At 42.1% G+C, this 26,767-nt stretch carries 24 protein-coding genes and 3 pseudogenes; 17 read left to right on the forward strand and 10 right to left on the reverse strand.

Annotated elements, in window-relative coordinates; genetic code table 11:
* Positions 1–153: 153 nt before the first annotated feature.
* The 7 genes from acnA to WA325_RS01595 all read left to right on the forward strand — a co-directional run bounded on the left by acnA (position 154) and on the right by WA325_RS01595 (position 4,979).
* Entirely contained in the window at positions 154–2,883 is a 2,730-nt protein-coding gene (gene acnA / locus WA325_RS01565) for an aconitate hydratase AcnA (protein ID WP_202853888.1), read from the forward strand.
* 70 nt (positions 2,884–2,953) lie between these two features.
* Positions 2,954–3,463: a redoxin domain-containing protein gene (locus WA325_RS01570; RefSeq protein WP_336183103.1), complete on the forward strand. Its 510-nt coding sequence runs from the start codon at positions 2,954–2,956 to the stop codon at positions 3,461–3,463.
* A gap of 80 nt (positions 3,464–3,543) precedes the next feature.
* On the forward strand, positions 3,544–3,669 hold the full coding sequence (locus WA325_RS01575) for an FbpB family small basic protein (RefSeq protein ID WP_003244964.1): 126 nt from the start codon (positions 3,544–3,546) through the stop codon (positions 3,667–3,669).
* A 64-nt stretch (positions 3,670–3,733) separates the two neighbouring features.
* The gene (sspN, locus tag WA325_RS01580; protein WP_024121586.1) at positions 3,734–3,880 is read left to right on the forward strand and encodes an acid-soluble spore protein SspN; all 147 of its coding nucleotides are present in this window, start codon (positions 3,734–3,736) and stop codon (positions 3,878–3,880) included.
* 35 nt (positions 3,881–3,915) lie between these two features.
* The gene (gene tlp, locus WA325_RS01585) at positions 3,916–4,167 is read left to right on the forward strand and encodes a small acid-soluble spore protein Tlp (RefSeq protein ID WP_105954363.1); all 252 of its coding nucleotides are present in this window, start codon (positions 3,916–3,918) and stop codon (positions 4,165–4,167) included.
* Between the two features lie 80 nt (positions 4,168–4,247).
* A complete protein-coding gene (locus tag WA325_RS01590) occupies positions 4,248–4,664 on the forward strand; it encodes a YbgC/FadM family acyl-CoA thioesterase (RefSeq protein WP_010334419.1) in 417 nt (138 codons plus the stop codon).
* A gap of 15 nt (positions 4,665–4,679) precedes the next feature.
* Positions 4,680–4,979: a hypothetical protein gene (locus tag WA325_RS01595; RefSeq protein ID WP_024121589.1), complete on the forward strand. Its 300-nt coding sequence runs from the start codon at positions 4,680–4,682 to the stop codon at positions 4,977–4,979.
* 32 nt (positions 4,980–5,011) lie between these two features.
* Here WA325_RS01595 and WA325_RS01600 read toward each other — a convergent pair whose 3' ends face one another.
* Positions 5,012–5,299 (reverse strand): HesB/YadR/YfhF family protein, encoded by a 288-nt coding sequence (locus WA325_RS01600; RefSeq protein WP_024121590.1) that lies wholly within the window; start codon positions 5,297–5,299, stop codon positions 5,012–5,014.
* A gap of 93 nt (positions 5,300–5,392) precedes the next feature.
* Entirely contained in the window at positions 5,393–5,974 is a 582-nt protein-coding gene (plsY, locus tag WA325_RS01605; RefSeq protein ID WP_336183104.1) for a glycerol-3-phosphate 1-O-acyltransferase PlsY, read from the reverse strand.
* Between the two features lie 167 nt (positions 5,975–6,141).
* On the opposite strand from plsY, the gene WA325_RS01610 reads away from it, so the two are divergent.
* From WA325_RS01610 to parC, 3 genes are all read left to right on the forward strand, one after another.
* On the forward strand, positions 6,142–6,549 hold the full coding sequence (locus WA325_RS01610; RefSeq protein ID WP_024121592.1) for a CoA-binding protein: 408 nt from the start codon (positions 6,142–6,144) through the stop codon (positions 6,547–6,549).
* A gap of 390 nt (positions 6,550–6,939) precedes the next feature.
* Complete coding sequence (gene parE, locus WA325_RS01615) at positions 6,940–8,907, forward strand: DNA topoisomerase IV subunit B (protein WP_095713928.1); 1,968 nt, start codon at positions 6,940–6,942, stop codon at positions 8,905–8,907.
* 3 nt (positions 8,908–8,910) lie between these two features.
* Complete coding sequence (gene parC / locus WA325_RS01620) at positions 8,911–11,328, forward strand: DNA topoisomerase IV subunit A (RefSeq protein ID WP_336183105.1); 2,418 nt, start codon at positions 8,911–8,913, stop codon at positions 11,326–11,328.
* A 50-nt stretch (positions 11,329–11,378) separates the two neighbouring features.
* On the opposite strand, the gene WA325_RS01625 is transcribed toward parC, so the two are convergent.
* Both WA325_RS01625 and WA325_RS01630 read right to left on the reverse strand, forming a co-directional pair.
* Positions 11,379–11,504: a hypothetical protein gene (locus WA325_RS01625; RefSeq protein ID WP_258182103.1), complete on the reverse strand. Its 126-nt coding sequence runs from the start codon at positions 11,502–11,504 to the stop codon at positions 11,379–11,381.
* Between the two features lie 24 nt (positions 11,505–11,528).
* Positions 11,529–11,879, reverse strand: coding sequence for a hypothetical protein (locus tag WA325_RS01630; protein WP_044155717.1), 351 nt, complete (start codon positions 11,877–11,879; stop codon positions 11,529–11,531).
* A 455-nt stretch (positions 11,880–12,334) separates the two neighbouring features.
* Here WA325_RS01630 and WA325_RS01635 point away from each other — a divergent pair, with 455 nt between their 5' ends.
* The 3 genes from WA325_RS01635 (at position 12,335) to WA325_RS01645 (ending at position 15,897) form a co-directional block, all read left to right on the forward strand.
* Positions 12,335–13,732, forward strand: a complete 1,398-nt coding sequence (locus WA325_RS01635) for an alanine/glycine:cation symporter family protein (protein ID WP_336183106.1) — start codon at positions 12,335–12,337, stop codon at positions 13,730–13,732.
* A gap of 331 nt (positions 13,733–14,063) precedes the next feature.
* Positions 14,064–15,560, forward strand: coding sequence for a cellulase family glycosylhydrolase (locus WA325_RS01640; protein ID WP_336183107.1), 1,497 nt, complete (start codon positions 14,064–14,066; stop codon positions 15,558–15,560).
* 76 nt (positions 15,561–15,636) lie between these two features.
* Entirely contained in the window at positions 15,637–15,897 is a 261-nt protein-coding gene (locus tag WA325_RS01645) for a YnfE family protein (RefSeq protein WP_059291729.1), read from the forward strand.
* A gap of 399 nt (positions 15,898–16,296) precedes the next feature.
* On the opposite strand, the gene WA325_RS01650 is transcribed toward WA325_RS01645, so the two are convergent.
* A complete protein-coding gene (locus WA325_RS01650) occupies positions 16,297–17,442 on the reverse strand; it encodes an alpha/beta hydrolase (RefSeq protein ID WP_336183108.1) in 1,146 nt (381 codons plus the stop codon).
* A 1,156-nt stretch (positions 17,443–18,598) separates the two neighbouring features.
* Here WA325_RS01650 and WA325_RS01655 point away from each other — a divergent pair.
* Positions 18,599–19,435 carry a sialate O-acetylesterase gene (locus WA325_RS01655; RefSeq protein ID WP_202853123.1) on the forward strand — a complete coding sequence of 279 codons (837 nt, stop codon included), beginning with the start codon at positions 18,599–18,601 and terminating at the stop codon, positions 19,433–19,435.
* 193 nt (positions 19,436–19,628) lie between these two features.
* Here the strand turns inward: WA325_RS01655 and xynC are convergent, their stop codons facing one another.
* The 4 genes and pseudogenes from xynC to WA325_RS01675 form a co-directional block, all read right to left on the reverse strand.
* The gene (xynC, locus tag WA325_RS01660) at positions 19,629–20,900 is read right to left on the reverse strand and encodes a glucuronoarabinoxylan endo-1,4-beta-xylanase XynC (RefSeq protein ID WP_336183109.1); all 1,272 of its coding nucleotides are present in this window, start codon (positions 20,898–20,900) and stop codon (positions 19,629–19,631) included.
* Positions 20,901–20,981: 81 nt separating this feature from the next.
* Positions 20,982–22,520 carry a glycoside hydrolase family 43 protein gene (locus WA325_RS01665; RefSeq protein ID WP_336183110.1) on the reverse strand — a complete coding sequence of 513 codons (1,539 nt, stop codon included), beginning with the start codon at positions 22,518–22,520 and terminating at the stop codon, positions 20,982–20,984.
* Between the two features lie 64 nt (positions 22,521–22,584).
* Positions 22,585–22,720 (reverse strand): annotated as a pseudogene (locus WA325_RS01670) (malonyl CoA-acyl carrier protein transacylase); the annotation flags it as partial.
* 400 nt (positions 22,721–23,120) lie between these two features.
* A pseudogene (locus WA325_RS01675) lies at positions 23,121–23,216 on the reverse strand (6-carboxyhexanoate--CoA ligase); the annotation flags it as partial.
* 222 nt (positions 23,217–23,438) lie between these two features.
* On the opposite strand from WA325_RS01675, the pseudogene WA325_RS01680 reads away from it, so the two are divergent.
* The 3 genes and pseudogenes from WA325_RS01680 (at position 23,439) to WA325_RS01690 (ending at position 25,466) form a co-directional block, all read left to right on the forward strand.
* Positions 23,439–23,896 (forward strand): annotated as a pseudogene (locus WA325_RS01680) (GtrA family protein).
* 6 nt (positions 23,897–23,902) lie between these two features.
* The gene (gene galU / locus WA325_RS01685; RefSeq protein WP_336183111.1) at positions 23,903–24,796 is read left to right on the forward strand and encodes a UTP--glucose-1-phosphate uridylyltransferase GalU; all 894 of its coding nucleotides are present in this window, start codon (positions 23,903–23,905) and stop codon (positions 24,794–24,796) included.
* 73 nt (positions 24,797–24,869) lie between these two features.
* Positions 24,870–25,466, forward strand: a complete 597-nt coding sequence (locus WA325_RS01690) for a DedA family protein (protein WP_326324731.1) — start codon at positions 24,870–24,872, stop codon at positions 25,464–25,466.
* A gap of 46 nt (positions 25,467–25,512) precedes the next feature.
* Here the strand turns inward: WA325_RS01690 and WA325_RS01695 are convergent, their stop codons facing one another.
* Entirely contained in the window at positions 25,513–26,712 is a 1,200-nt protein-coding gene (locus WA325_RS01695) for a DHH family phosphoesterase (RefSeq protein ID WP_336183112.1), read from the reverse strand.
* Positions 26,713–26,767 lie beyond the last annotated feature (55 nt).

Consider the following 26,767-nt stretch of genomic DNA (forward strand, 5'->3'; position numbering starts at 1 on the left):
TTTTTCGCCCTGATAAGCCGATCTTATTGTATTTAATAAAAACATTGATATTTACTTATGTATGATTTTGTTTTAATATGAAATTGTGAGAAAATTGTGATGGAATGTAATGTTCATCTGAGAATGAACTGATCTGAAGGGGGATTTTGGAGAATGGCAAACGAGCAAAAAACTGCAGCACAAGACGTTTTCCAAGCGAGAAAATCGTTTACTACAAATGGGAAAACTTATCATTACTACTCTTTGAAAGCATTGGAAGATTTGGGGATCGGAAATGTGTCGAAGCTTCCTTATTCCATTAAAGTTCTTTTAGAATCTGTATTGCGTCAAGTTGACGGATTCGTCATCAAAAAAGAACACGTGGAAAATTTGGCAAAATGGGGAACTGCCGAGTTAAAGGAAATCGATGTTCCGTTTAAACCATCACGCGTTATTTTACAAGATTTCACTGGGGTACCGGCAGTAGTTGACCTTGCTTCATTACGTAAAGCAATGGCAGCTGTCGGCGGAGATCCTGACAAAATCAACCCTGAGATTCCTGTTGATCTTGTCATCGACCACTCTGTACAGGTTGATAAAGCGGGCACAGAAGATGCTCTGGCTATTAATATGGACTTGGAATTCGAAAGAAATGCAGAGCGTTACAAATTTTTAAGCTGGGCAAAGAAAGCGTTTAATAACTACCAGGCAGTACCGCCGGCAACAGGTATCGTTCACCAGGTAAACCTTGAGTTCTTGGCAAGTGTTGTCCACGCAGTTGAAGAAGACGGAGAACTGATTACGTATCCTGATACGCTGGTAGGAACCGACTCGCATACAACAATGATTAACGGAATCGGTGTTCTCGGCTGGGGTGTCGGCGGAATTGAAGCAGAAGCCGGAATGCTGGGGCAGCCTTCTTATTTCCCTGTTCCTGAGGTAATCGGCGCGAAACTCGTCGGAAAGCTTCCGAATGGAACAACAGCCACTGACTTGGCGTTAAAAGTGACACAAGTACTGCGTGAAAAAGGCGTAGTCGGTAAATTTGTTGAGTTCTTCGGACCGGGAGTTGCTGAACTGCCGCTGGCAGACCGTGCGACAATCGCCAACATGGCTCCGGAATACGGTGCAACATGCGGATTCTTCCCTGTTGATGAAGAAGCTCTAAATTATCTGCGTCTGACAGGCCGCGATGCTGAACATATTGACGTAGTAGAAGCATACTGCAGAAGCAACGGCTTGTTCTACACTCCAGATGTAGAAGACCCGCAATTTACTGATGTCGTTGAAATTGATTTGTCTAAAATTGAAGCAAACCTTTCCGGTCCAAAACGTCCTCAGGATTTGATTCCGCTTTCTGCTATGCAGGAAACGTTTAAAAAGCACTTAGTCAGCCCTGCGGGTAACCAAGGATTCGGATTAAATGCCGAAGAGGAAGACAAAGAAATTAAATTTAAATTGCTTAACGGCGAAGAAACAGTCATGAAAACGGGTGCAATCGCTATTGCTGCGATTACAAGCTGTACAAATACATCTAACCCATACGTCTTAATCGGCGCCGGCCTTGTGGCGAAAAAAGCGGTTGAATTAGGACTCAAAGTGCCTAACTACGTGAAAACATCACTTGCACCGGGTTCTAAGGTTGTTACAGGATATCTTGTTAATTCAGGCCTTCTTCCATACATGAAAGAGCTTGGTTTTAACCTCGTTGGATACGGATGTACAACATGTATCGGAAACTCAGGTCCGCTTTCACCGGAAATTGAAGAAGCAGTTGCGAAAAATGACCTGTTGGTTACGTCTGTTCTTTCTGGAAACCGTAACTTCGAAGGACGTATTCATCCGCTTGTGAAAGGTAACTATCTTGCTTCTCCGCCGCTTGTAGTAGCTTATGCGCTGGCTGGAACAGTGAACATTAACTTGAAGACGGATCCGATCGGTGTCGGAAAAGACGGACAAAAAGTGTACTTCAACGATATTTGGCCGTCAATGGACGAAATTAATTCACTTGTTAAACAAACTGTTACACCGGAGCTCTTCCGCAAGGAGTACGAAACAGTATTCGATGACAACAAACGCTGGAATGAGATTGAGACAACAGATGAAGCGCTGTATAAATGGGATAATGAGTCAACTTATATCCAAAACCCGCCATTCTTCGAAGAAATGTCAGTTGAACCAGGCAAGGTTGAACCTTTAAAAGGCCTTCGTGTTGTCGGTAAATTCGGCGATTCAGTCACAACCGACCATATCTCTCCAGCAGGGGCAATCGGAAAAGATACACCTGCCGGAAAATACTTGCAAGCAAAAGGAGTGTCACCTCGTGACTTTAACTCCTACGGTTCACGCCGCGGAAACCATGAGGTTATGATGAGAGGAACATTTGCAAACATCCGCATCAAAAACCAAATCGCGCCGGGCACAGAAGGCGGATTTACAACGTACTGGCCGACTGGTGAAGTGACATCAATCTATGATGCCTGCATGAGATATAAAGAAGATAAAACAGGCCTTGCCATCTTAGCGGGCAAAGATTATGGTATGGGATCTTCCCGTGACTGGGCTGCAAAAGGAACAAACCTGCTCGGCATTAGAACTGTAATTGCTGAGAGCTTTGAAAGAATCCACAGAAGTAACTTGGTATTCATGGGTGTGCTCCCGCTTCAATTTAAACAAGGTGAAAATGCGGATACACTCGGCTTAAGCGGTAAAGAAGTGATCGAGGTGGATGTTGATGAAAGCGTACGCCCTCGTGATATCGTTACAGTAAGAGCAATTGATGAAGACGGAAATGTAAAAACATTTGAAGCACTTGTGCGCTTCGATAGTGAAGTTGAAATTGATTATTACCGCCATGGCGGAATTCTGCAAATGGTGCTTCGCGAAAAAATGAAGCAATCATAATGTATGAAGAAGAGAAGGCACCCTGCTTTCTCTTCTTTTTATGAGATAAGATAGCTCCGGGGGTGAATGTATGCTGAAAAAATGGGTGGCAGGAATCCTGTTGATTGGGCTTGCCGGATACATGTGCTGGAACGTCTATCAGCAATTTAGCAAAAAAGAAATAGGTATTGAAGAGGGACAGCAAGCGCCTGACTTCACTCTGAAAACGCTATCAAGAGAAAGGACCTCTTTATCAGATGTCAAAGGCAAAAAAGTTCTGCTTAACTTCTGGGCAACTTGGTGCAAACCGTGCCGACAGGAAATGCCGGCGATGGAGGAACTGCAAAAGGAGCACTCAGATGTAGCGGTTATTGCAGTTAATTTCACTTCAGCTGAGAAAAGCGAGAAACAGGTGCAAACTTTTGCTGATACGTATCATTTAACCTTCCCCATTTTGATTGATAAAAAAGGAATTAATGCTGAATATAATGTGTTTTCATACCCGACTACGTATATTTTAGATAAAAAAGGCGTAATTCAAGACATACATATCGGGACCATGACAAAAAAAGAGATGAAAGAAAAACTGGATCTTTATTAGATTCAGTTTTTTTTATGTGCAAACATGCTTACAAATTTTCAGAATTGGAAAAAATGAAAGAATACGCGGAGGTGAGAAGAGTGAAGAAGATGAGAAAACGTTCTTTTCATGAGCTCGTCATGGAAAACAAAAAAGAGCTGATGACGAATACGGAATATTTAAATCAGCTTGAGGAAAAGCTTGAACAGCGATTTAAGCAAAAATAACCTTTAATTTGTATTCATGTTTGCCCCTCCTTTTGAGAATCCTATTTGTTGAGGAGGGATAAACATGGGAAACAACAAGAAAAACGGTCAGCCTCAATATGCTCCAAGCCACTTGGGTACAAAGCCTGTTAAATATAAACGCAATAAAGGGGAAAAAATGCACGATACTTCTGGTCAGCAGCCAATTATCATGCAGACGAAAGGCGAATAGCGCCGGATTGATTTTATTCTAGGAGGTTCATCCCAATGACAAAAAACCAAAATCAATATCAGCAGCCCAATCCTGACGACCGTTCCGACAACGTAGAGAAACTGCAGGATATGGTCCAAAATACAATCGAAAATATAGAAGAAGCAGAGGAATCAATGGAGTTTGCTTCAGGAGAAGATAAGCAGCACATCAAAGAAAAAAACGCAAGACGGGAAGAGAGCATCGAAGCATTTCGCAATGAAATTCAAGACGAATCCGAAGCGAGAGAAAACGGATACCGTTCGTAAAAACCAGGGAAACCTGGTTTTTTTCTTTCTGATTTGGATGTGGTAAAATGGGGCTAAACTGATTAAGGGAGCAGAGTATCTTGCATGTATCAAAAACAGAAATAGAAGTGCGTTACGCCGAAACAGATCAAATGGGGATCGTGTATCATGCGAATTATCTTGTTTGGATGGAGGTCGGAAGGACGGCACTCATTAAAGACCTAGGCTTTTTGTACAGTGATATGGAAAAGAAAGGCGTGCTTTCTCCAGTCGTTGATATCAATATTTCCTACAAAAAACCCCTCCATTATGGAGAAACTGCGGTGGTGCACACATGGATTGAGGAATACAACGGCTTTAAAACCATATATGGTTACCATATTTATAATCCGGCTGGTGAGCTATCTATTGAAGCGAAATCATCTCATATTTGTGTGGATAAAGAAAGTTTTAAACCGATTCAGTTTCGTAAGGCTTTCCCCGATTGGCACGCAGCATATGAAAAGGCCAAAAAATAGGGAAGTGAATGACATATGGCATTTGGCGTGAAACGGGAGGAAGTTAACCGATGGAAGAAGGCAGTCAAAAGAGGGGAAATCGCATTTTTAACACATTATTGGCTGGATGACCGTTTCCCGGAATCTAAAACCGTGACAAAAGCAGGCTGTGCAGATATTGATAAGCTGGTTCAATGGGGTGCGGCGTACGGTTTGAAGGAAGAATGGATACATAAAAAAAGCGAATTTCCCCACTTTGATCTTTTGGGCGAGACGCAAAAATATATCTTAGAACAAGAAAAGCTGACCGACCATCTCACACGTTTTCATTTATAAAAAAAGAACGCATATGATATGCGTTCTTTTTCTTAATGGTATTCAAATACAGGCTCATCAGCAGACTCTGAATAGCTGACGAGAAGATCATGGTTGTCAAAGTACCAAAGATCACTTTCTTCAATAAAGAAGGTGATGCCGCCAACTTCTGCCGTGACTCCTGCTTCTTGAGGAGCATCTTTCGCCACTCCGAGAGAAAAGCCTTTTTGAACGTTGCTGCATCCGCCATAGCGGACGAAAAATCGAACTTGGTCTCCGTTTTGTAAATCGAGCTCTTCTTTATACCAGTTCAGCGCGTCTTCGTTAACTGTCATATTCATAACAGGACCCCCTTTTCCCTTTGTTATCATTTGATTTTCTCTATTATAAACGTATAAGGCTATCTCGTGTCAAAATAGAAGTTTTTTAAACATTTATAACCATTTAACTTTAGGTTCTGTTTTATTGATAATTCGTTTGATATTCGCCCGGTGCCTGTATATTACAAAAACAGTGAGCAGCGTGACGACAATCAATAAATACTTATCATGTACAAAGAGACTATATATGACAGTATATATCCCTGTTAACATTGATGACAGAGAGACAAATTTAGTCAAGTATAAAAAGATGAAAAAGACCGCAACCATTGTAATGAATAACAGAGGTGCATAAAACAGCAAGACGCCTCCCGAAGTTGCTACGGCTTTGCCGCCTTTAAATTTGGCGAACACAGGAAACACATGGCCAAGAACCGCTATGACTCCCGCAAGGAGCGGATGAATATCAACATGCATGAGGTAAGGCAATGCAGCTGCCAGTGTCCCTTTTAAAATATCTCCGGCTATAACAACCGAACCAGCTTTTACGCCCAGTGTACGGAACGCGTTGGTAGCGCCTAAGTTTCCGCTTCCATGCTCCCGAATATCAATTCCCTTGGCAAGCTTACCTACGATTAAGCCAGATGGAATACTGCCTATCAAGTAGGCCAAAACAATCAATAAAGCAATTAACATCTACATTTCTCCTTTTTCAATGTCCCTAATCTCTATTTTAACATGAGATGTCATGATCTGATGATAAGTTTTTTGTAAAGTTTGCTTACAAATCTAATCAGCCATACATCATGTTTTGATTTCTTCCTTTTCGGTCGTGTAGAATAAACAAAAAGGAGTGGTCTATCATGCAAAACCCTTCAAAAGCGGAAATCAAAGAAATTCTTGATGGAAGTAAGAGAATTGCGGTAGTCGGGCTTTCAGACCGTCCCGATAGAACATCGTATATGGTATCAAAAGCGATGCAGGATGCGGGATACGAAATCATACCAGTAAATCCGACGATCGAAGAGGCGCTTGGTGTAAAAGCCGTATCATCGTTAAAAGAAATTGACGGTCCGATTGATATCGTAAATGTATTCAGACGTTCAGAACAGCTTCCTGATGTCGCTAAAGAGTTTCTGGAGACAGATGCCCCGGTATTTTGGGCGCAGCAAGGCCTGGTAAACGAAGAGGCTTATCAGATGCTGAAGGAAGAAGGCAGAACGGTCATCATGGATCTGTGCATAAAAGTGGCACACGCTGTAACAAAATAGGTGCAGAGCTGCAAAAATCCTTGTGAATTCAAGGATTTTTGCTTTTTCATGTAAAGATATTGTTTGCGAATTACTGTGAAACAGATACAATAAAGCTTGAACAGCTTTTTTTGAATGCCTTGCTAAGCTGGGTTCCGGCCGTTCGATTTGCGAAGGTCCGCTGCTTTATATATAATAAACAAACATACGTTCTCATCTCGAAAAAACAGCACTTTTGGATGTTTTACGGAATGATTCGTTAGCTGTATGTTGAGAATGGGATGACATTGGTTATAATGAAGAGTCCAAGGCAGAAGCGCACCGGGGCAAGGATTATGAAAAATACTTTTATACAATTGACAAGTAATAATGAAAAAGAGAATGTTAGTTTTTTGAAAGGGGTTTGTACGTTTGGCTAGAAAACAGCAATTTGATTACAACGAAGATGCCATACAGGTGCTGGAAGGCCTTGAAGCCGTAAGGAAAAGGCCGGGTATGTATATTGGCTCAACCGACGCGAGAGGCTTGCATCACTTGGTTTATGAAATTGTAGATAACTCCGTCGATGAGGTACTTGCCGGCCATGGAGATCACATTATCGTTAAAATACATAAAGACAACAGTATTTCTGTACAGGATAGAGGCCGCGGCATGCCGACTGGAATGCATAAACTCGGCAAACCAACCCCTGAGGTCATTTTAACGGTGCTTCACGCAGGCGGAAAATTCGGTCAAGGCGGTTATAAGACAAGCGGAGGGCTTCACGGCGTCGGCGCGTCTGTCGTGAATGCTTTATCTGAATGGCTGACGGTTACGATTGAGCGGGACGGCTTCGTCTATCAGCAGCGTTTTGAAAACGGAGGTAAACCGGTCACATCTCTCGAAAAGATTGGCAAAACGAAAAAGACAGGCACACTTACTCACTTTAAGCCTGATCCGACAATGTTCAGCACAACAACTTATAATTTTGAAACGCTTTCTGAACGCTTACGGGAATCAGCGTTTTTATTAAAAGGATTAAAAATCGAACTGATTGACGAGCGGAACGGCCAGCGTGAAGTCTTTTATTATGAGAACGGAATAGAAGCGTTTGTTGCTTACTTAAATGAGGAAAAAGATGCTCTGTCTGAAGTGGTCTCGTTTGAAGGAGAGCATCATTCCATCGAAGTGGATTTTGCGTTCCAGTTTAACGACGGCTATTCAGAAAATATCCTGTCGTTTGTTAACAACGTCAGAACAAAAGACGGCGGAACTCATGAGTCAGGTGCAAAGACAGCGATGACGAGAGCCTTTAATGAATATGCGAGAAAAGTGGCTTTGCTGAAAGAAAAGGATAAAAACCTGGAAGGCACAGATATAAGGGAAGGGCTTTCAGCTATTATCTCTGTCCGTATTCCTGAAGAACTTCTTCAATTTGAAGGACAAACAAAAGGAAAACTCGGCACAAGCGAAGCGAGATCTGCTGTCGACGCAATCGTATCAGAACAGCTTGCTTACTTTTTAGAGGAAAATCGGGACACCGCTACTCTTCTTGTGAAAAAAGCAATAAAGGCGAGCCAGGCGCGAGAAGCGGCACGTAAAGCCCGGGAAGAAGCCAGAAGCGGCAAAAAACGAAAAAAATCAGAAGCGACATTAAGCGGTAAGCTGACACCTGCGGGTTCGAGAAATCCGGCAAAGAATGAATTGTATCTCGTTGAGGGTGACTCTGCGGGCGGTTCAGCAAAGCAGGGAAGAGACCGCAGATTCCAAGCGGTTCTGCCATTGCGCGGTAAAGTCATTAACACGGAAAAAGCAAAGCTTGCTGATATCTTTAAAAACGAAGAGATTAATACGATCATTCATGCCATCGGCGGCGGTGTCGGGGCTGATTTTTCAGTCGACGACATTAACTACGATAAAATCATCATTATGACGGATGCCGATACTGACGGCGCTCATATTCAAGTGCTGCTTTTAACCTTTTTCTATCGCTATATGAAGCCGCTCATTGAGAATGGAAAGGTATTTATTGCACTGCCTCCTTTATATAAGGTCAGCAAAGGCAGCGGGAAAAAAGAAATCATTGAATATGCATGGTCTGATGAAGAGATGGATGATGTACTGAAAAAAGTCGGCAAAGGCTATACAATCCAGCGATACAAAGGTCTTGGTGAGATGAACGCAGATCAGCTGTGGGAAACGACGATGAATCCGGAGTCCCGTACGCTTGTAAGAGTCAAAATTGACGACGCGGCACGTGTTGAGAGACGCGTGACGACATTGATGGGCGATAAAGTAGAGCCGCGCAGAAAGTGGATTGAGAAAAACGTAGCTTTCGGCTTAGACGAAGAAAGCAATATTTTAGAAAATGAAAACTTATCGGTCGCTGAGGAGGTTTAATGATTGTCACAGCCAGAATTATTTCATGATTTACCATTAGAAGAGGTGATCGGCGACCGTTTTGGACGCTATAGTAAATATATTATTCAAGACAGGGCGCTGCCTGATGCGCGCGACGGTTTAAAGCCCGTACAGCGCAGAATTCTGTATGCGATGCATACGGACGGAAACACATTTGATAAAAATTTCAGAAAAGCGGCCAAAACGGTCGGTAATGTCATCGGTAACTACCATCCGCACGGTGACAGTTCGGTGTATGAAGCAATGGTGCGGATGAGCCAGGATTGGAAAGTGCGGAATGTATTAATTGAAATGCACGGGAATAACGGAAGTATAGATGGAGATCCTCCGGCGGCCATGCGTTACACAGAAGCGAAGTTGTCTTCGATTGCATCAGAGCTTCTGCGGGATATTGACAAAAATACTGTTGAATTTGTCCCAAACTTTGATGATACAAGCAAGGAGCCTGTTGTACTTCCGGCTATGTTCCCTAACTTGCTGGTCAACGGATCTACCGGTATATCTGCAGGATACGCGACTGATATACCGCCTCATCATTTAGGAGAAGTCATTGATGCTGTTATTAAACGCATTCAAATGCCGTCATGCTCTGTAGACGATCTCATGGAAGTGATCAAAGGGCCTGACTTTCCGACAGGCGGAATTATCCAGGGCGTTGATGGCATTAGAAAAGCCTACGAAACCGGAAAAGGGAAAATTATTGTCCGCGGAAAAGCTGAGATCGAAACGATCAGAGGCGGACGTGAGCAAATTGTGATTACAGAAATTCCGTTTGAAGTCAATAAAGCCAACCTTGTGAAAAAAATGGACGAGTACCGTATTGATAAAAAGGTTGAGGGCATCTCCGAGGTTCGAGACGAAACAGACCGAACCGGCCTTAGAGTGGTTGTAGAACTAAAGAAAGAAGCAGATGCCAAGGGCATTTTGAATTACTTATATAAAAATACTGATTTACAGATTACGTATAACTTTAATATGGTGGCGATCCACAACCGCCGTCCAATGCTGATGAGTCTGCCATCTATTTTAGATGCATACATCGGCCACCAAAAAGAAGTTGTCACAAACAGATCCGTTTACGAGCTTCAAAAAGCAAAAGACAGACATCATATTGTAGAAGGTCTTATGAAGGCTTTATCGATCTTGGATGAAGTCATCGCAACGATTCGCTCCTCTAGCGATAAACGTGACGCCAAAAACAATTTAATGGCGAAATATGAATTCACTGAGCCTCAGGCTGAAGCTATCGTGTCCTTGCAGCTATATCGTTTAACAAATACCGATATCACAGCGCTCAAGGAAGAGGCTGAAGAGCTCAGCAAAAATATTGAAGAGCTTGAATCGATTTTGAGCAATGATAAGAAGCTGTTAAAGGTCATTACAAACAGCTTAAAAGCGCTGAAAAAGAAATATGCGGACACGAGACGCTCTGTCATTGAAGAAAAAATTGAGGAAATCAAAATTAATCTTGAAGTCATGGTTGCCTCTGAGGATGTATACGTGACTGTTACAAAAGATGGCTACTTAAAGCGCACAAGCCAGCGTTCCTTTGCCGCTTCAAACGGACAGGATTTTGGGATGAAGGACACAGACAGGATGCTGCACCAGTTTGAAATGAATACGACAGATGTGCTGCTGCTTTTCACGAATAAAGGAAGCTATATCTATTGTCCGGTTCACCAGCTGCCTGATATCAGATGGAAGGACATGGGCCAGCACTTTTCTAACATAATCACGATTGAACGTGACGAAACGATTGTAAAGGCCATACCGATAAAAGAGTTTGATCCATCTGCTTATCTTTTATTCTTCACGAAAAACGGCATGGTGAAAAAGACAGAACTCACCCATTACAAAGCACAGCGTTATTCTAAAGCACTTGTGGCGTTAAATCTAAAGGGTGAAGACGAGCTGATTGATGTACATGTGACAAATGGTGACAGTCAGATCTTGATGGCGACACATCTCGGATATGGCCTATGGTTTGGAGAAGATGAAGTAAATGTTGTGGGCGCACGTGCAGCTGGCGTTAAAGGAATTAACTTGAAAGATGGAGACTTTGTCGTGTCAGGAGAAATTCTGCATGAGTCTGATTCTCTCGTATTGTTTACACAGCGGGGAGCGGTCAAACGTATGAGTCTTTCTGAGTTTGAAAAGACCTCCCGTGCAAAACGGGGAGTCGTTATGCTGCGTGAACTGAAGAAAAATCCGCATCGTGTCGTTTCGCTGTTCGCGTGCGGACTTGATGAGCGGTTTATGGCAGAAACGGAAAAAGGGGACAGAAAAGAACTGCAGGCTAAAGAGCTGCGAACAAACGACAGATACAGCAATGGTTCATTCTTTATTGATGAAGAAGAATCAGGCAAGGTCACAGCTGTCTGGCGTCTTACAACTGAATAATCATTAAAAAACCCGCCCACATATCGTGAGCGGGTATATTTTGTTTTTCATCAGCTTTCATGGCTGGTGAATAAGTCTGTCATGGCATGAATGACTTCAATACCTTGCCATACAAATAAGTTCAGCGCTGTGAAAGAGAACAAGCCTAAAATCACCATTCTTAAGATAAACAACATGTTAACAGCCTCCTCATATTTTCGTTATATATTCGGGTGATGTTGAACATGAAGTTTGTCGAAATAAGACGATTGATAAAATTTGGCCAGTATAAAGCTTTTTCTTCGCTGCCGTCTCCGGGAGTAACATATATCTTTGTTTTCCGCGGTCATCAGCAGCACAGCCATTGAGAAGGCAGTCAGCGCAAAAGCTCCGGTGATGGATTTCTTTTCATCATCTGCATTTTGGCCAGCTTTCATCTCATGCATTTCCTGCTGGTCGGCTACCGCTTTATAATGATGGCCAATATCAAAGGCGTGGGGAATTGAGAACAAATGAAAACTGGCAATCGCCAAAAATAAGATGGACGCTTTAAGTATCGTTACTTTTTTCAAATGATCTCCCCCCTTCGATATTACTGAATATTTTTATAATGATATCCCAGACCATCTTAAAAGTAAACCTGATTTATTAAATTTAAAAATAAAATTCACTTTGTTAAGTATATATCGTTTCAGTTCCTTTTTAAAGTGAAATGTCTTTTATTAGTATATGTATACCCGATCTAGGGTGTGATACAAAACATATTTTAAAGATATGTTTGCAGTTCAAGAATTATCACGATATACACCCTAAGGGTAGGGAGAAACAAGTGGAGAATGTATAGAAAGGGAGACTCCTTGTCGATTTCTAATGATTTTATTCATAGAAAATAAAAAATCAAACTAACATAATATTCTTTCGAAAAAACTTCCTAATTCGACATATTGTGATATAATAATACTCGTTATGTTAAAAAATCTAACATCGAAATTGAATTCACAATGAATTGATGAAACAGGAGGTAAATATGGAGTCTTTTTTCAACAGTTTGATTAATATTCCAAGTGATTTTATCTGGAAATATTTATTTTATATTTTAATAGGGCTTGGATTATTTTTTACACTTCGTTTTGGTTTTATCCAATTCCGTTACTTTATCGAAATGTTTAGAATAGTAGGTGAGAAGCCACAAGGCAATAAAGGTGTTTCTTCTATGCAGGCATTTTTTATTTCTGCCGCATCCCGAGTCGGTACAGGGAACTTGACTGGTGTTGCCTTAGCGATTGCGACAGGCGGACCAGGCGCTGTATTTTGGATGTGGGTTGTAGCAGCTGTCGGTATGGCTTCAAGCTTTGTTGAGAGTACGTTAGCTCAGCTTTATAAAGTGAAGGACGGAGACGATTTCCGAGGCGGACCGGCTTACTATATCCAAAAGGGGCTTGGGGTCAGATGGCTTGGCATCGTATTTGCTGTCTTAATTACCGTATCATTCGGTTTAATCTTTAACGCTGTTCAATCAAATACAATTGCAGGAGCGTTAGAAGGCGCTTTTCATGTGAATAAAATAGTTGTCGCTGTTGTTCTTGCTGTTTTAACGGCTTTTATTATTTTTGGCGGTTTAAAACGTGTTGTCGCTGTGACACAGTTGATTGTTCCGGTCATGGCAGGGCTTTATATTCTTATAGCACTATATGTTGTATTCACAAATATTTCTGCATTCCCAAGCGTTATTGCGACAATTGTCAAAAACGCTTTAGGAATTGAACAAGTTGTCGGCGGAGGAATAGGAGCTATCATCGTCATCGGTGCACAGCGCGGACTTTTTTCTAACGAAGCGGGAATGGGTAGCGCGCCAAACGCTGCTGCGACAGCTCATGTTTCGCATCCGGCTAAGCAAGGCTTTATCCAGACATTAGGCGTGTTTTTCGATACATTTATCGTATGTACGTCCACAGCGTTTATTATTTTGCTGTACAGTGTAACACCAAAAGGTGACGGCATCCAAGTAACGCAGGCTGCTTTGGACCACCATATTGGGGGATGGGCGCCTAGTTTTATAGCAGTCGCAATGTTCTTATTCGCTTTCAGTTCAGTTGTCGGAAACTACTATTATGGCGAGACAAACATTGAATTCATTAAAACAAGCAAAACATGGCTGAACATTTACCGTATTGCGGTTATTGCTATGGTTGTCTTTGGATGTGTAGCAGGGTTCCAGATTGTTTGGGACATGGCGGATCTCTTTATGGGGGTTATGGCGCTGATTAACTTAGTTGTGATCACACTGCTGTCAAACGTAGCATACAAAGTCTATAAAGATTACGCGAAACAGCGCAAACAAGGACTAGATCCTGTGTTTAAAGCGAAAAATATCCCAGGACTGAAACACGCTGAAACTTGGGAAGAAGAGAAACAAGAAGTATAATTTATAAAGAATACGGCTGCATTCAATGACTTGAATGCAGCTTTTTATTTGCCTAAAAAAGCGGAATCTTTTGATTTCATCAAAAAATAACGTGTAAAGTCCTGAACAAGCACTTTTATCCCTGATATACACGTGTCAGCTGTATAAGAAGCAACACAAAAAGAGTCAATAGACAGGCTTTTAAGCCGCCTAAAAACAAGAAATTAGGTTGATAGACAATCATGAGAAAGATTTTTACAATGAGTGCGTGTTTAAAAAAAGAAAGGGAGGGAGAGCGGCAGCTAATAGGCAGACATTTTACATGATTATTTGAAGGAGGAGAGAATGCTATATGAAACGTTCAGTCTCTATTTTTATCGCATGTTTATTAATGACAGTATTAACAATTAGCGGTGTCGCGGCACCAGAAGTATCTGCAGCAGGGGCGAAAACGCCTGTAGCCCTTAATGGGCAGCTTAGTACCAAAGGTACTCAGCTAGTCAATCAAAATGGAAAACCGGTGCAGCTGAAGGGGATCAGCTCACACGGTTTGCAGTGGTTCGGCGATTATGTCAATAAAGATACTTTAAAATGGCTAAGAGACGATTGGGGAATTACCGTCTTCCGGGCGGCAATGTACACGGCTGACGGCGGTTATATCGAGAATCCGTCTGTGAAAAATAAAGTCAAAGAAGCTGTTGAAGCGGCAAAAGAGCTCGGAATATATGTCATCATTGACTGGCATATTTTAAATGATGGCAATCCAAATCAAAATAAAGAGAAGGCAAAAGAATTCTTTAAGGAAATGTCAAGCCTTTACGGAAGCTCACCAAACGTTATATATGAAATTGCTAATGAACCGAACGGTGATGTAAATTGGAAGCGCGATATCAAACCGTATGCGGAAGAAGTGATTTCTGTTATTCGTAAAAATGACCCGGATAACATCATTATTACCGGAACAGGCACTTGGAGCCAGGATGTCAACGATGCTGCGGATGATCAGCTTAAGGATGCAAACGTCATGTACGCGCTTCATTTTTATGCCGGCACACACGGCCAGTTTTTAAGAGATAAAGCGGACTATGCGCTCAGCAAAGGAGCTCCGATTTTTGTAACGGAATGGGGGACGAGTGACGCTTCCGGAAATGGAGGGGTATACCTTGACCAGTCGAGGGAATGGCTGAATTATCTCGACAGCAAGAAAATCAGCTGGGTAAACTGGAACCTTTCTGATAAGCAGGAATCATCCTCAGCTTTAAAGCCGGGGGCATCTAAAACAGGCGGCTGGCCGTTATCAGATTTATCCGCTTCAGGGACATTTGTAAGAGAAAACATCCGCGGCTCCCAAAATTCGAGTGAAGACAGATCTGAGACGCCAAAGCAAGAGAAACCCGCACAGGAAAACAGCATCTCTGTGCAATACAGAACAGGGGATGGAAGTGTGAACAGCAACCAAATCCGTCCTCAGATCAATGTGAAAAATAACAGCAAGACCACCGTTAACTTAAAAAATGTAACTGTCCGCTACTGGTATAACACGAAAAACAAAGGCCAAAACTTCGACTGTGACTACGCGATCGGATGCAGCAATGTGACGCACAAGTTTGTGACATTACATAAACCTGTAAAAGGTGCAGATGCCTATCTGGAACTTGGGTTTAGAAACGGGACGCTGTCACCGGGAGTAAGCACCGGAGAAATTCAAATTCGTCTTCACAATGAGGACTGGAGCAATTATTCACAAGCCGGGGATTATTCTTTTTTCCAGTCGAATACGTTTAAAGATACAAAAAAAATCACATTATATAATAACGGAAAACTGATTTGGGGAACTGAACCCAAATAGTGACTGTTTTGACGGACATCACAATTGGTGTCCGTTTTCATTATCTAATCAGCGGCAGAACAAGGAGGTGCAAGCTGTGGACGAAACATTGAAACAGTATATGTTGCTGTTCAAACAAAACAGCGATTTGGTTAACGGACCGGACTATCCAGGAAAGGAAAAAGATATCCAAAACCAAAAAGAACAGATTGAAGCCTACGAAAAACTTCTGCAGCAAGGCTTTACCAGCGATTATGATTATGATGAGTTTGCTGATTCGGTGATCAAATGCGCATACGGTGATATGACATTGGAAGAGCTGGAAGCCGTATATTATGGGTTGACTTCGCCATTTTAAAGTTTCTTAATAAGACTTGCTGAAGCTCAGGCATTTGACACTTGAAATGAAAAGCAATCGAAATTGGCCAACCTGTAAGTAATTTTCTTTATTCTGTCTCACTAACTTAAGTATACTTTGTTATTGAGACAGAATTTCTTTAAAATTGATTACTTCCTAGAATATATATTATGTTAACTAAAATAAGTCGTAAATCCACACCATTGTTGTTCAGCCTCTCTTATGCCAGGATTATTATCTGTATAAGAAAAAAACTTTAAAGTAGCTCGCGAAAACAATAATTGTTTAGGTGCAATGAAATTTGACAAATCATTGCACCCTTGAGCTTGTAATAATAATCTATTTCGTCAGTTGATTTTTTTAATTGTTTTGCCGCTTCCAATGCCCAATTCGGTTATGTCACTTGTTGCTGGTCTTCTTGATCAAGTCCACGCCATCGTATGCCAGACTCTCCACACTTGCAGCCTTCTGCAGTATGTAATGATCAAAAAAGTTCTTCGTATAGTCTGTAACAAGATTTCGCATCTCCATAGCATCCCGTTCGCCTCTGAGTTCCTCATTAACACTGGTAAACACGATGTCGCAGTAATCTAAATGCGCAACACGATCAACAGAGAAATAATAGGTTTCCATGCTATTGTTAGCGCCAATTATCGCATTCATGTTATAGTTAGGTTCACAAAACAGTAGCAAAAAGGGTTTCTTAAGGTCGCTGTCGAGAAGGCCGAACGCACCGCTATCCAAGCCAATCCCGCAGGCGAACCGGTCGTCGTCCCGGCAAACAATCGCCGTCGTAGGCCCTCCATAAGAATGTCCGACTATGCCCATGCCGATGTCAAGCAACAATCTGCCCTTAAAGATGGAATTCAGCTCTCCTGAGTCCAGTTTGTAAAGATAATCGGCTGCATACCTTACATCTTCTGCCTGTAATTCACTATACTCTGTTAACTTGGCAAGTATCGGCAGTGTAAGCACGTTATGGCACATCTCAATGGCAGTTTCATCGTCAGGCCGCATCTCCATCTTACCAGCCAACGCCAGCATCTTCGGATCTCCAGAAAACGCCATAATGACATCCGAAAAATCCTTTGATACATTAAACAGGCGCCCATCTTTACGCTTATACATCGTGCTATTCTGATGGCCGATGCTTACCACAACATATCCCATGCTTGCCAAGTCTGTACAGATCACTGTACCCCATTCTGGAGAACCGCCCCCGCCGCAAACATAGAATAACACCGGATAGCGCTTTTCCTTCCCGGAGAGAGCAAGGTCGTCGTAACACTGGGTCTTGATATCTATAGAGAAAACATCCTTCCCTTTAAGATACGCAGTGACAAGTGGCTGCTCATTAAACATCTCGTAGACTTCAGGAAACATGTACGTTGATGTAGTCTTACCTTCGCTACTGTCGGACGGATAGTACACAAACGCCGTCAGTTCTCTTTTTGAGTGATCTGATGCCGTGTACTCAAAATCCATCTGGGTTCGACCGACAGTATAGCCGCCAATAGGTTCTGGAAATGCGTCATAAGTTTTCATTCTCTTGTTCCCCCTTAATTAATAAAAGTGGCGAATGTGAAATACATACATTGCGCTCTAAGCGCTTTTCAAAACTGATTTAGGGTCTGTTTCAACAAGAACCCAAAAATCGTATTCTAGATCACTGAACAAGCGAACATTCCTTTTTAGTTAAGGACTATATGATCCCCAATAATTATTTCCAAACTTGCTGCTTCTTTTCATGTTAAAGGGCGAATACATGTGCACACCTCTTTTAACAAGATTTTTCTATAAAATTTCGACAAGGTTCTACAATACCCTTCTATAAATATTCATAATATCTCAGTAATAGTGCATCGGTCGTTCAGAATGGATCCACTTTTACATTCTGTAAAGAGAACATAAAAGTGGATCCATTAAATGATAAAATACTTATTTGACTAGTGTTTACAACGCATAAAATGGATCTATGTTTACTTCCTAGTACAATTCCTCCTTGTTTCTATACCACCTCCTAAGCTGCATCCTTAACTTAACTTCCAAGATTACTTGATCACTTTTTACGATAGTATATTTCCATGTGCATTTGAATTGATCATTGAACAGCCAAAAAAAGAATAAACCATGCCTAAAGGCGTTAAAACGGACAAATAAAAAAGGACACCTTCCCCAACCGGTAAAGTCTGTCCAAAATGGAGTCGAATTTATACGTAAGTTACTGGGGCTGAATAGGCTACGTAGTCTCTATCACATTAGTTCACTAACTTTCCCCTCGCTAACCAAGTCCTCCCAATAATTCCCCTGCCTTAGACCCCTCCCCTATATTACAATAAAGTTATTTAAATACGCCCATTAGACTGTTCCAGAAAAGGATCATTTTGTTGAATAAATAAGAGCGATAGCAAAATACCATTAAAAACTTGACTAAAACGATTCAACCTAATAGTAAATTTCGCTATAATTCACATTAAAGGGGATGCTTACAGATGGATAATCACTTAAGAATGTCTGGTACTTCTTCCACTCATGTAAATCCTATTATTGGAAAGGCGATACTTTGCATGGGGCGAAATGTTTCTAAGTCATTTTCTCCATTTTAGAATCTTGCCGGATTTTTTTAAATAGTAAATAGACCCCAGCAAAATGCTAGGATAAACACGTGATGTTAGAGAAATACAAGGAGGCATAAAAAATTATGATACATTCTTTTTTACTAGTTGGTCAATCAAATATGGCTGGACGCGGATTTTTAAAGGATGTTCCAATGATTTGTAATGAACATATAAAAGTTCTACGAAATGGAAGATGGCAAATCATGATGGAACCTATAAACTATGATCGAGCTTTTGCAGGGGTTGGTCCTGCGGCTTCTTTTGCAGCTGCATGGTGCAGAAAAAATGAAGATAAAGAAATAGGTTTAATACCTTGTGCTGAAGGTGGTACAAGTCTAGATGATTGGTCAGTAGAAGGACCACTGTTTGAACATGCTATCTTACAAGCAAAACTTGCAAAGCGAAGCAGTAAGTTAGAGGGAGTTTTATGGCATCAAGGTGAAAATGAATGTTCTTCAGGACGTTCTAAACTTTATCATGAGAAATTTTTGGAAATTGTTGAGGCGTTTCGTCATGAACTTTGTGAGCCAGATCTACCTATTATCATAGGCGGAATTGGTAACTATTTAGGAAGTGGTTTTCTTGGTCATTACTTTCCAGAACACTCTGAGGTTAATCAGGAATTACTGGAGTTTGCTAAAAAGGAAAAGAACTGTTATTTTGCAACAGCATTGGGACTAACACCTAATCCTGACGGTATTCATTTGAACGCAGTTTCACAGAGAATATTTGGTCTTCGATATTTTGAGGCATATAATAAACGAGAGCATATATTAGAACCCCTAGAAGGTGAAGAAACTGCTATTAATATCGATAGTGAAAGACCTTTAACAAAGACTGAAAAGACTGCAATACTAGAAAAACAATTTGCTGGAGGAGAGATATCTTTAGAAGAGTATCAATCGCAGTTGATGAGTTAAAATCTAGAAAAATGTACATATATTTCTGTCATTCGTACATCAGGGTAACACAATTCTGTCATTTTCAGTGACGGAATTGTGTTACCAAAAATTCAAAAAAACCCTAATTTGATGGGTTTTTTTGAACATATAATTGTATCCGCTACACATCCTTCTTCTCTTCTTCCTGCGGTACCGCTTGCCTGAGGTGCCCTTAACGATTTACGACAAATGTTGTCACGCTTTGAGCTGGAAGATGGGCCCAAAAATGATTGCCCGTTACATTGAGATTCGTTCCAGGTTGAAGATTGCTGCTTCCGCTTGTTATCCATCTGGATACCTGAGAAGCAGATCCATTCTGCAACACAAAGTTTTGGTTGACCCCTGTATTGCTTTTGTTAATGGCAACAATAACAACCTTGTTGTCACCTTTATAGGCTGATACGTAAACGTTCGCATTAGGATTTTTCGTTGCATCAACCCTTACATAGCCGGGACGCACAAACTTTGAGAAATGAGCCATATTGTAACCGCGTTTGCTGATCGTACCGTCTTCTTTCATAGGACCGTAAGATCTGCGGATGTACCACCAAACATAAGCTTGAAAATCTCCCTCCACCATTGAATGGTGAATATGCTCTGAAACGCCTAATGCCTCGGGCCAGCGATCCGCTGAATTGTTGTCACTGTTTGGATAGTATACTTCCGTCATCCATAGCTCTTTCCCTGCTCCTTTTTGTTTGAATAGAGGATAAGGAAACTGACTGACCTGAGTGCCGTACAGGTGAGTTCCGAGAATATCCATATTCCTAAGCGCCTGCGGATCGTTCAAAATGGGGTCCGATATATTTTTAAAGTACTGAAAAGATTCTGGTGCAATGACACGTGCATTAATGGAACCGGCATTTTCTCTCATGAAACGAAGTATTTCTTGCGGAGTCCACCACGTCCATTCGTGTGCATAATCAGGCTCGTTTTGAACAGAAATCGCATAAAGATTCACGCCATTATTCTTCATGTAGGTAACAAAATCGTTAAGATGCTGCGCGTATGCGGCGTACTTATCGTATCTTAGCCGTTTAGCTGATGTGTCACCATTACGATTGAAAGTCTCAACCATATCGCTTGGAGGATTCCAGGGAGAAGCAAAAACGATTGCTCCATGTTTGATCGCACTCTTTGCAGTCTCCACTTCTCTGTACCAATTATTTCTATTTTCATCCACATGAATTCTTAAGATTGAAAAACCTAACTGATTCTGTCCATTGCCAAAAGCAGTTTCTCTTTGAGCTGCTGTCAAATCTCCAATCCAAGCCGGGTGGTTCATGCCTCCAAAACCGCGAATCACTTGTTTTTCTGCAGATACATTAACTGTTACATCACTTGCTGCCAAAACTTCAGTAGCGCCTGGCCCGGTTAACATTACTGACAGCATAGTGAAACATACCAATAATACACAAATTGGTTTTTTCACGCTTGAAATCATTTTTCCTCTCCTTGTCTTTTATGGTATTAAACAAACTGATCTGTCTCCTTTTATATTGCAAACAAAAGGTTTTCTCATCTGCTATCTTTGCGTAAACTGCCAGTAATCAAAATTAAACAAGTTTCCTGTACCTGTTCCGGTAAATACAAAGAAAACTTTGTGCACACCGGTTGCACCGCTTACCGCAGTTTCTATTTCTCTCCAGGTTTGCGCTCCGCCTGTGGAAGGTACATTCAGGGTTCCTGCAAGCATACCGTTTGTACTGTCGAGGCGCACTTCTATTTTCCCGCCTATAGTGGATGCTACATTTGCTTTAAACGTTCTGGCACCGCCCGCCCCGAAGTCTGCATTTCCTACAGCAATCCAGTCTCCGTTATGAATGCTAGTTACATGTTGATTATTTACCGGCCCGCCGGTTGCTGAAGATTTCTCGGTCAAAATGCGTCCATTCCAGGAAAACGTTTCAGCTTCTACCCGGTTATATGGATTCAAATTGGAAAGCTGTGTTACGCCTGCATAATTTGCCGCAACCTCTTGAATGGATCCATCTGCATTGTGCACTAGCTTATTAATATGGGGAGAACGGTATCCTTTGCCGGCCCCGAACAAAGCGGAACTGACAGTTTGAGTATGGTACACCGCATACCACTCGTTTTTAAAATTGAAAACAGCATGGTGGTTGTTTCCGCCACCTCCGAAAAATGCTCCCGGATTTTTCAGGAAGTGCCCTCTATATGTAAAGGGACCCATGGGACTTGAGCTGGTCATGTAGCCGATCTCACCTGGGGGTTTATCGGCCGGGTGCGTGCCCCCGAAATTGATGCAATAGGAATAGTAATATTTTCCGTTATGCTTATGCATTCCCGAATCTTCAAACATAAAAGGCGCATCAATTGTAGCTGCACTTCCAACAACACTGGTCATATCAGGCCCCAATTTCATGACTCTTGCTGTTTTAGGATTGGCCCATTGCCCCTGCGTTGGATTTGAACCGCCAGGGATGCCTCCGCCTGCATACAGGTAACCGGTACCGTCGTCATCTACGAATACTGCCGGATCAAAAAGCCACACAACACCGGACATTCCTGGTGTACTTGGCGTTACCAACGCTTTTCCGATTGGATCGGTCCATGGGCCAATCGGACTGTCTGCGGTGAGAACCCCGATACCTCCGCCGCTGTTTGCGAAATAAAGGAAGAATTTATCCTTACCATTTATCTTTTTAACTGCGACTGACGGGGCCCAGGACGCACCTGCCCATTTCGCAATCCCCTGGCCGCCATTAGCCCCGTTGGCACCTGCTACCGGAATGGCTCCGTGGTCTGTCCAGTTCACCATATCCGCTGAAGAGATGACGAATACTCTATTCAAATTGGCAAATGAGTTATCCTTAATCGTTCCGTTGCTATTATATTCATAGTCATCACTTGACATATAGATGTAGACTCTTCCGTTATAGGTCAGCGCAAACGGATCTGCTCCCAAATGATGGTCGATAAGCGGGTTTGAATTCCCTGCATGTTTTGCAATTGTAGTACTGGCTGCATACGCAGACTCCCCAAATAAGCAACTCAATAATAAAGCAAGAACCCATAAACATACGCTACACTTTTTATTCATGACTTAACATCCTCCTTTTTTCTAAAAATGGGGGGTGATCACACAGGTCATGAAGGACACATAAATCAGATGCTGATCGTATTATCGAACTGTGAAAAAGCGCACTGACATTCAAATAAGTATATTTAGCCCCCCTTTTCCTCCGCCATCCTGATGACACATTCCACAGCTTGCGGATGCCTGAAAATCACATGCTGCTGGCAGGAAATAAAAAGGCAGGATTTTTCTTGAGTTCCCTCCGATCACATTGAATAGAGATGCAATATTATACAAAATATTCCTTTATCTAACATCCTAGCATGGTTATAATAAATGTGTATAGAATACTTTCGGAGGAATTATTGTTCGGTTTTACAAAGAAACTGGATACATTTATTCATTGAATATATAAGGTGGGGCTGACACCGGAAAATCAGTCTCAAAAGGTTTTCAGGCGCAAAAAAACAGCCGTTCAGAGCGGCTGTTTTTTTTAGAGTACAAGAACTATTGCGGTATACCCTCCGTCCATGACTACGGCCTGACCTGTGATGCCTTTTGCTTTGTCGCTGTCCCTCTTGAGTGCGAGAAGCCTTTATGTAATAAGCCATTCACCCCTTCCTATAAACCGCTGTAAGTGATGACCCGTTCTCCGCCTTGTTCATAGGGGGCGTCCTGGGAAGCCCTCATTCTGACGCTGTAATATGTTTCTTCCTGCACCATATCCCCCTCCTTTCTAACCTTGAGAATGAAAGTTAACTAAATTCATTAAAGGTTAACACTCGTGCAGAATATTAGGATTCCTCGTAAAATATGTCAACCTACACGATCAAACGATTAACTTAATGAATCTGCAAGGCCTCATTATTTTTTCATGTTTTGTTCATATTTTAGTAATTGTTTATTCAACACTGTCCGCTAAAGTAATCCATATCAACAAATGTGACAGCCATCTGCATTTTTTATGAAGGGAGGTCAAAACGGGTGCCGTTATGCTGAAAGAAAAAATAAAGACATTAGGCCGTTTTTGCACCGTGGGCGTCGGTAATACGCTGATAGATTTTGGTGTCTTCTTTCTTCTCACCGCTTGTCATGTTCCTTATCTGCCGGCGCAGATCTGCTCCTATTCTGCAGGTATCATCAACAGCTATGTGTGGAACCGGAATTGGACGTTTCGTGTAAAACGTAAGACTGATGGGAAAGAGATCGCGCGCTTTCTTGTGATTAATATTGCCGCATCGGGGATCACCTTTTTGTTGCTTTATTTGTTTCAAAAAAGCGGTTGTTCGCTTTTGGTGAGTAAGCTCGCCGCCACTATCGGCGGGATGATAATGAATTTTATCGGAAACCGAATCTGGGTATTTGGAGATTCGCTGAAAAACATACAGGATCAGGAGTGAAGATGAATGAGAAAAAAAGTGAGAAAAGCGGTCATTCCCGCAGCGGGTTTTGGAACGAGATTTCTGCCGGCGACAAAGGCGCAGCCGAAAGAAATGCTCCCGATCGTCGACAAACCGGCAATTCAATACATTGTAGAAGAGGCCGTAGAGTCAGGAATTGAAGATATACTGATTATTACAGGGAGAAACAAACGCTCGATTGAAGATCATTTTGACCGGTCGGCGGAATTGGAATTCAATCTGCGGGAAAAAGGCAAGACGGAGACGCTTAAGGTAATACAGCAGATTGCCGATTTGGCCAATGTTCATTATATCCGCCAGAAAGAACCGCTCGGCTTAGGTCATGCGGTGCTGTGTGCGGAGCATTTTATCGGAGATGAGTCTTTTGCCGTTCTATTAGGCGATGATATTATGGTGTCTGAAAAGCCGGCTCTTCGGCAAGTAATGGATGTATACGCCGCTTATGGCACAGAGGTTGTCGGTGTACAGTCTGTTCTCCCTGAGGATGTCAGCAAATATGGCATTATTCAGACATCAGGCTCTCAAGGCCATGTGTATGAAGTGAACGATTTAGTTGAAAAACCGTCTCCTGAAGATGCCCCTTCCGAAATTGCAGTGATGGGCCGATATGTACTGAATCCTTCTATCTTCCCTGTTTTGAAGTCGATCGGGAGAGGCGCAGGCAATGAGATTCAATTAACAGATGCACTTCGTGAGGTTTGCCGCACCCAGCCTATTCATGCGCGGCTTCTGGAAGGAAAACGATATGACATTGGCGATAAATTGGGCTGTTTTAAAGCAAGCACCGAAATCGGCTTAATGCGTCCTGAAATGAGATCTCAGCTTTTAGCTTATTTAGAAGAAGTGCTCAAACGGGAAACAAAAGAAGTGCTGCGATAAAAAAATTTGTAACCATCTTGCTCGTCAATCAGTCATATAATAGTGAAAAAGATAAGGACAGGTTGTGAAGAATGTGGGCAGTTTGATAAGCGAAATTTTAACTTGGCTGACGAATATGGGATATGCGGGCATTGCAATTGGGTTGATGATCGAAATCATACCGAGTGAAATTGTATTGGCCTATGGCGGCTATATGGTATCGGAAGGCTCGATTGGATTTATCGGCGCCATCATTGCGGGGGTTATCGGGGGCACCATTGCCCAGATCTTTATTTATTGGATCGGACGCTATGGCGGCAGGCCGTTTTTGGACAAATACGGGAAGTACTTATTGATTAAAAAGCATCACATTGACATGTCAGAAAACTGGTTTCAAAAGTATGGTACGGGGGTTGTCTTCTCGGCACGTTTTATACCGGTTGTCAGACATGCGATATCAATTCCCGCAGGCATTGCCAAAATGCCGTTTCTCAAATTTGTGGTACTGACTGTACTTGCTATCATTCCGTGGTCTATTCTGTTTGTTTATTTAGGCATTCAGCTCGGAAGCCAGTGGGATGACGTTGAGAACATTGCGGGCACTTATACAACACCGATTATGATACTGGCTATAGTGGTCATTGCACTTTATTTTGTCATAAAAAAACGTACAGCCATTTTTAAACGATAGCTTATGGATATGCATAGGGATGACTCTCCCCTATGCATATTTTTTGTTATTTTCGATGATGATTTGAAAGCTTCATATGTTCCGCTAAAAATGCGACAAACACTTCATCACGTACAAGAGATGCCGCGTAATTCCTTTTAATAAACCATTCTGCTTCCTCAAAAGCCGCGAAGGTTTCGTCCTGTGTCTCCCCGTTAATTTGAATGTTCCATGCGTTGTCCAAAGGAAACAGGAAGAATCTCATTTGTTCGCGATTTTCGTATAATGAGCCGTTTGCCGATCCTTTCAGATTATAGAAATTACGGAATGCATCTGGGCGGACCGGTTCCATTCGGAATGCTTCAGCTACAAACAAATCGTATACTTCGTTCGTTATGGAACAGCCTGAAGCCTTCGCATGCCCCCCGCCTCCGTACCGGCCTGCTACTTCTGAAACATCAATGTAATCATGAATGGTGCGCAAGCTGGCTCGTTTTGATCCCATGCTTAAAATGGCAATGTAATCAAGATGCGGATTGTCTTTTCCGAGTCTGTTTCCGAGTTCAGAATGGTACGATTCTGCGTGAACGATACCTATACAGTGTTCGTGAACAAAGGTTTGCACCATTTCTCTTTTTTTCCTGCGAAGGTAGCGCTCGATTTTCTCTTCTTCTAAATCAAGCAGTTTCACTTCAAATTCATCAAAGAAGAATTCGTCGTGGGCAGAAAGCCGCTGAATCATTTTTTGTTCAAATTCATCGATAGAAAGCAAAAAGAAAAGGTCATTGAGCCGCTTTGCCTGTTTTTGATCGTACTGCTCCCATTCCCAAGTGTCGTATTGGCGGATGAGCTCTGTAAATTGATCTAAGGCGTTTGTCGGCTTCATCAGATCATTTTGGACAAGATAGTCGTATAAAAGAGATGTGGCCGATGCAAGACGTCCGTCATCGTATTCCACCTGGACAAATCCCCACTCATGCCCATTCAAATGAAGGGCTGTTTTATGGTGGTCAATCAGTTTCACTTTTCCGCCCGCATGGACATACTCGTTCAGCCTCTTTTCATTTTCTTCATTGACAGCAAGATCCGTGATAAATAAAGCATCGTGTCTGCTGCTCTCTTTTGCTTTTTCTAAGAAGTATTGGACTTGAGCATTTAAGCCGTTGACAGAGTTATAACGGACCTCAACTTCTTTCCCGAAAGCCAATTTCGCAACGATCCCGCACCCTACTCCGTCCAAGTCGTTATGTGAATATAAATGGTACATAATAAAGGCCCCTTTGTATCATACTGGAGATTGCCGCTATAGGTGTGCGGCAGCC

The organism is Bacillus sp. 205(2023) (assembly GCF_037027485.1).
Taxonomy (GTDB): domain Bacteria; phylum Bacillota; class Bacilli; order Bacillales; family Bacillaceae; genus Bacillus; species Bacillus halotolerans.